The sequence below is a fragment of the Amycolatopsis rhizosphaerae genome (genome assembly GCF_007713715.1).
GTDB classification, from domain to species: Bacteria; Actinomycetota; Actinomycetes; order Mycobacteriales; family Pseudonocardiaceae; genus Amycolatopsis_E; species Amycolatopsis_E rhizosphaerae.
This window is the reverse complement of sequence record NZ_VJWX01000625.1, coordinates 1-3685: the sequence shown is the minus strand read 5'-3', so window position 1 is coordinate 3685 and position 3685 is coordinate 1. Positions and strand designations below refer to the sequence as shown.

The 3685-nt window shown below is 69.5% G+C and carries 3 protein-coding genes; 1 reads left to right on the top strand and 2 read right to left on the bottom strand.

Translation table 11 applies throughout. From position 1 onward, the window contains the following. Positions 1-138 precede the first annotated feature (138 nt). Both FNH05_RS34435 and FNH05_RS34430 read right to left on the bottom strand, forming a co-directional pair. Entirely contained in the window at positions 139-1311 is a 1173-nt protein-coding gene (locus FNH05_RS34435; RefSeq protein WP_144593037.1) for an alkaline phosphatase family protein, read from the bottom strand. 229 nt (positions 1312-1540) lie between these two features. Continuing rightward, positions 1541-2983 carry an amidase gene (locus FNH05_RS34430; RefSeq protein ID WP_144593036.1) on the bottom strand — a complete coding sequence of 481 codons (1443 nt, stop codon included), beginning with the start codon at positions 2981-2983 and terminating at the stop codon, positions 1541-1543. A gap of 91 nt (positions 2984-3074) precedes the next feature. Here FNH05_RS34430 and FNH05_RS34425 point away from each other — a divergent pair. After that, a partial coding sequence (locus FNH05_RS34425) for a TetR/AcrR family transcriptional regulator (protein ID WP_144593035.1) occupies positions 3075-3685 on the top strand: 611 nt, incomplete at its 3' end.

Sequence of the window (3685 nt, the reverse complement as noted above, 5' to 3'; positions counted from 1 at the left end):
CGCCCTATCCCCGAATACCACCCCCCGGCCAAGTTCATGCGGCCCCGGCCCCTGCGGCCGAAGCCGTGAAGGGCCCCTTCACGGTCGGATCGACTGTGAAGGGCCCCTTCACGGGACAAACGGGCCGGGAACCGGGGGTCAGTTCTCGAACAGCTCCGTGAGGGTGCCGCCGGAGGTCCGCGGCGAGCAGGTGTTGGCCAGGCAGCCGAGGTGCCACATCCGCTCGAGGGTGGCGAGCACGGTGTAGTGGTCGGCCCGCTTGCCCGAACTCTGGTGCGGCCCGGCGTGCGAGTTGATCACGATCAGGGGCGCGTCACCGCCGCCGAGGACGGCACCGTTGGCGCCGACCGGGCTGCCGGGACCGCCCGAGAAGCCCGAGTAGTCGTTTTCGTCCCAGGCGATGACGATCTTGGAGTCCGAGTGCTTCCAGGTCTCGGAGTCCATGATCTTGGTGACCGTGTCGTGCAGGAACCGGTCGCCCAGCTGGATCGCGCCGTGGTCCAGTCCGGTGTCGGGGAAACCGCACTGCGGCAGGCCGATCAGCGCGGCACCGCTCGGCGAGACGCCGTGCATGTCGTGGCACTGGTCCGGGCTGATCCACACGAAGTTGGGCACGGTGTTCTTCGCCAGGTCGCGGTCGAGGTTGCCCTCCATCGGCACCACGTTGTTCAGGCGCGGGTTCCCGGGCGAGTTGATGTCCGAGAAGTACATGAAGGGGTTGTGCTTCTGCGCGTACAGCTTCACCGTGGTGCCGTTGATCGTCGGCGCGTACTCGCCCTCGAAGCCGGCCTGCGGCATCGACTGCAGGTACGCCTTCCACGACAGACCGCGCGACTCCAGTTCGTCCACGAGGTTGCGGCCGGAGAACATGTGCGGCTTCGCACTCGCGCTGGCCAGCTCGGCCGGGGTGAGCGAGGCGCCCGAGGTGGCGTCGCCCGAGTTCGGCACGAACTCCTCCGGTGCGCAGGTGACGTTCGCACCGGCCTTGCAGTCGTCGAAGATGCCCTGGAAGTCGCCGGAGAACATGGCGAGGTAGTTGGGCAGGCTGGGGTGGGTGACCCCGTGGAAGTTCGTCGCCACGTTGTAGCGGGCGGCGAGCTGGTTGGCGTAAGGCGCGTCGGCGGTGTTGCCGAGCACCTGGGACTCACCGTGGTTCTCCATCATGATGTAGAACACGTGCGAGGGGGTGCCCTCGTCCCGGCCGCCGGGTTCCGCGCTCGCCATCGTCGTTCCGGCGACGACGCCCGCCGCCGTGACGGCCGCCGCCACCGCGGCCGCCGAAATCTTCCATCTTCTCGCAGACCAGCCCATGCCACATCTCCAGTCGGATCGGGGAACGGACGTAGCCTGGCAACCGGGACCACGAGAATCCACGGTGGACAGTTGAATACTGGAGGAACCAACGGCGAACGAACGTCCACTTGATACGGTGAAAGCGGACGAAACCGGTCCATAGCGCCAGAAAACACCGAAGTGGCTCTCTGGCGAAAAAGGGGTGCCGTGAACGAGCGGCGAACCAGGCCCGCGGTCGCAGCTCCGCCTACCCCGCGGCGGCCGGGACTTCGGGGCGAGGGTCGATCGGCGTGAGCACGCCGAGACGGTCCTCGATCTCCTGGGCAGCGGCCAGGCACAGGTCTTCCCGGAAAGCGCGCCCGATGATCTGGACGCCGGAGGGCAGTCCGCCGCTGACTCCGGCCGGCACGGCGACCGCGGGTACGCCCACGAAGCTGGTCACCGTGCACAGGCGCATGCCCTCGGCGACCCGTTCCCGTCCCGCTTCGTCGCGTGACTCCAGTCCCGGCTCGACGGGCGGCTCGGTGAACACCGGTCCGAGCAGCAGCGGGTACTCGTCGAGGAACTCTGCCCAGGAGCGGCGGATGCCGAGCCAGGTCCCCATCAGCTTCGTGAGCTCCGCGGCGTTCGCAGGGGGAGTCTTCTCCATGGCCATCCGGAGGTAGCGGTCTCCGCCTTCGCCGAGCAGTTTCCGCACCACCGGCCAGGTCGGCGCGAATTCGGTCACGGTGATCCGGCCGTATGCCTCGAGTGCCTCGTCCAGCCGCGGAACGTCCGCCACCTCCCGTACGTCGTACCCTGCGTCGCGCAACGCGCCCGCCGCCACTGTGACGGCCCCGCGGACCGCGGGGTGGACACCGCGGCCGCCCGGGTCGGCGACCAGCGCGACCTTGACCGGCCCCGGCAGCGGTTCGCCGTAGAGGGGCACGGGTACGGCCCGCGGGTCCCGCGGGTCGGTCCCGGCCAGCGCCTCGTAGGCCAGCCGCAGGTCGGCGACCGTACGGGCCAGTGGCCCGTCGGTGACCAGCATCTGTGAGGCTGGTCCCGGGTCGTCCGGGCCGAGGACGCGGTGGTCGGCGGGAAACCGCCCGGTGGTCGGCTTCAGCCCCGTCACGCCGCAGAACGAGGCCGGGATCCGTACCGATCCGCCGGAGTCGTTGCCGAGTCCGAGTGCGGCCATGCCGGTGGCGACGGCCACTCCGTCACCACCACTGCTGCCGCCCGGGGTCCGGCTCCGGTCCCACGGGCTGACAGTGTCGCCGAACAACTCGCTGCGGGTGTGCATCCCGGCCAGGACCAGGGTGGGCATGTTGCTGTGGCCGATCGGTATGGCTCCCGCCGCGCGGAGCCGGGCCACCGGCGGCGCGTCGGCCGGAGCGACAAAATCGCGGAAGCGCGCCGCTCCCAGTGTGGTCGGCACGCCTTCGACAGCGGTGGTCTCCTTCACCGTGAACGGCACGCCGGCCAGCGGCCCGAGTTCTTCGCCCGCCGCCCGCCGCCGGTCCGTGTGTGCCGCGGCCTCGCGGGCTCGCTCGGCCAGCAGCTGCGTGACCGCGTTGACCTGCGGGTTGACCTCGGCGATGCGTTCCAGGTGACTGTCGACCAGTTCGACCGCCGATATCCCTCCCCCTCGTACCGCCTCCGCCTGGGCGGCGGCCGTCATTGCCCACAGGGCGTTCTGCCTGACCATCGTGCTTCCTCTCCACCAGCCGAAGTGCTCGCGTCCGAACCTTAGCCCAGAAGCGATACGATCGTATTGGAATAAAGGAGGCCGACCGGGCATGCCCAAACAGGTGGACTACGAAAGCCGACGACGCAGGATCGCCGAGGCCGTCTGCCTCCTCGTCGACGAACACGGACCGGAGGGAGTGAGCATGCGCGACGTCGCCGCCCGCGCCCAGGTCTCACTGGGCGCGGTTCAGCGCTGCTTCCGCAGCAAGGGGGAGATGCTCCTCTTCGCCGTCGATCACGTCGGCGACCGCATCACCGAGCGGGTGAGGACCCGCCTGGCCGCAAGCCCGGCCCAGTCGGCCGCCACCGCCCTGGACCACGCGGCCAACGAGATCGCCCTGCTCCGCGAAGAACACCGCGCCGAGGCACGGATCTGGATCGCGTTCGTCGCTCAGGCCGCTGTCAGCGAGCCACTCGCAGGCCCGCTGAGAACCAGCTACAAAGCCCTCCATGACCTCCTTGTCCGCCTCATCGCGGAGGCCACCGAGAGCGGCTCGGCCGGCGAAGGCGTTACACCGCCCAACCCGCAGCACGAGGCTTGCACTCTGCTCGCCCTCGCCGACGGCCTCACCACTCATGTGCTCATAGGACACTTGACCGCGGAGGAAGCCGAGGAAGTCCTGCGCGCGCATCTGGCCGACCTCTGGGAACGCCTCGGTAC

Excerpts from the sequence above, each read along its gene's own strand:
- FNH05_RS34435 (WP_144593037.1), bottom strand. The coding sequence starts at position 1,311 with ATGGGCTGGTCTGCGAGAAGATGGAAGATTTCGGCGGCCGCGGTGGCG.
- FNH05_RS34430 (WP_144593036.1), bottom strand. The coding sequence starts at position 2,983 with ATGGTCAGGCAGAACGCCCTGTGGGCAATGACGGCCGCCGCCCAGGCG.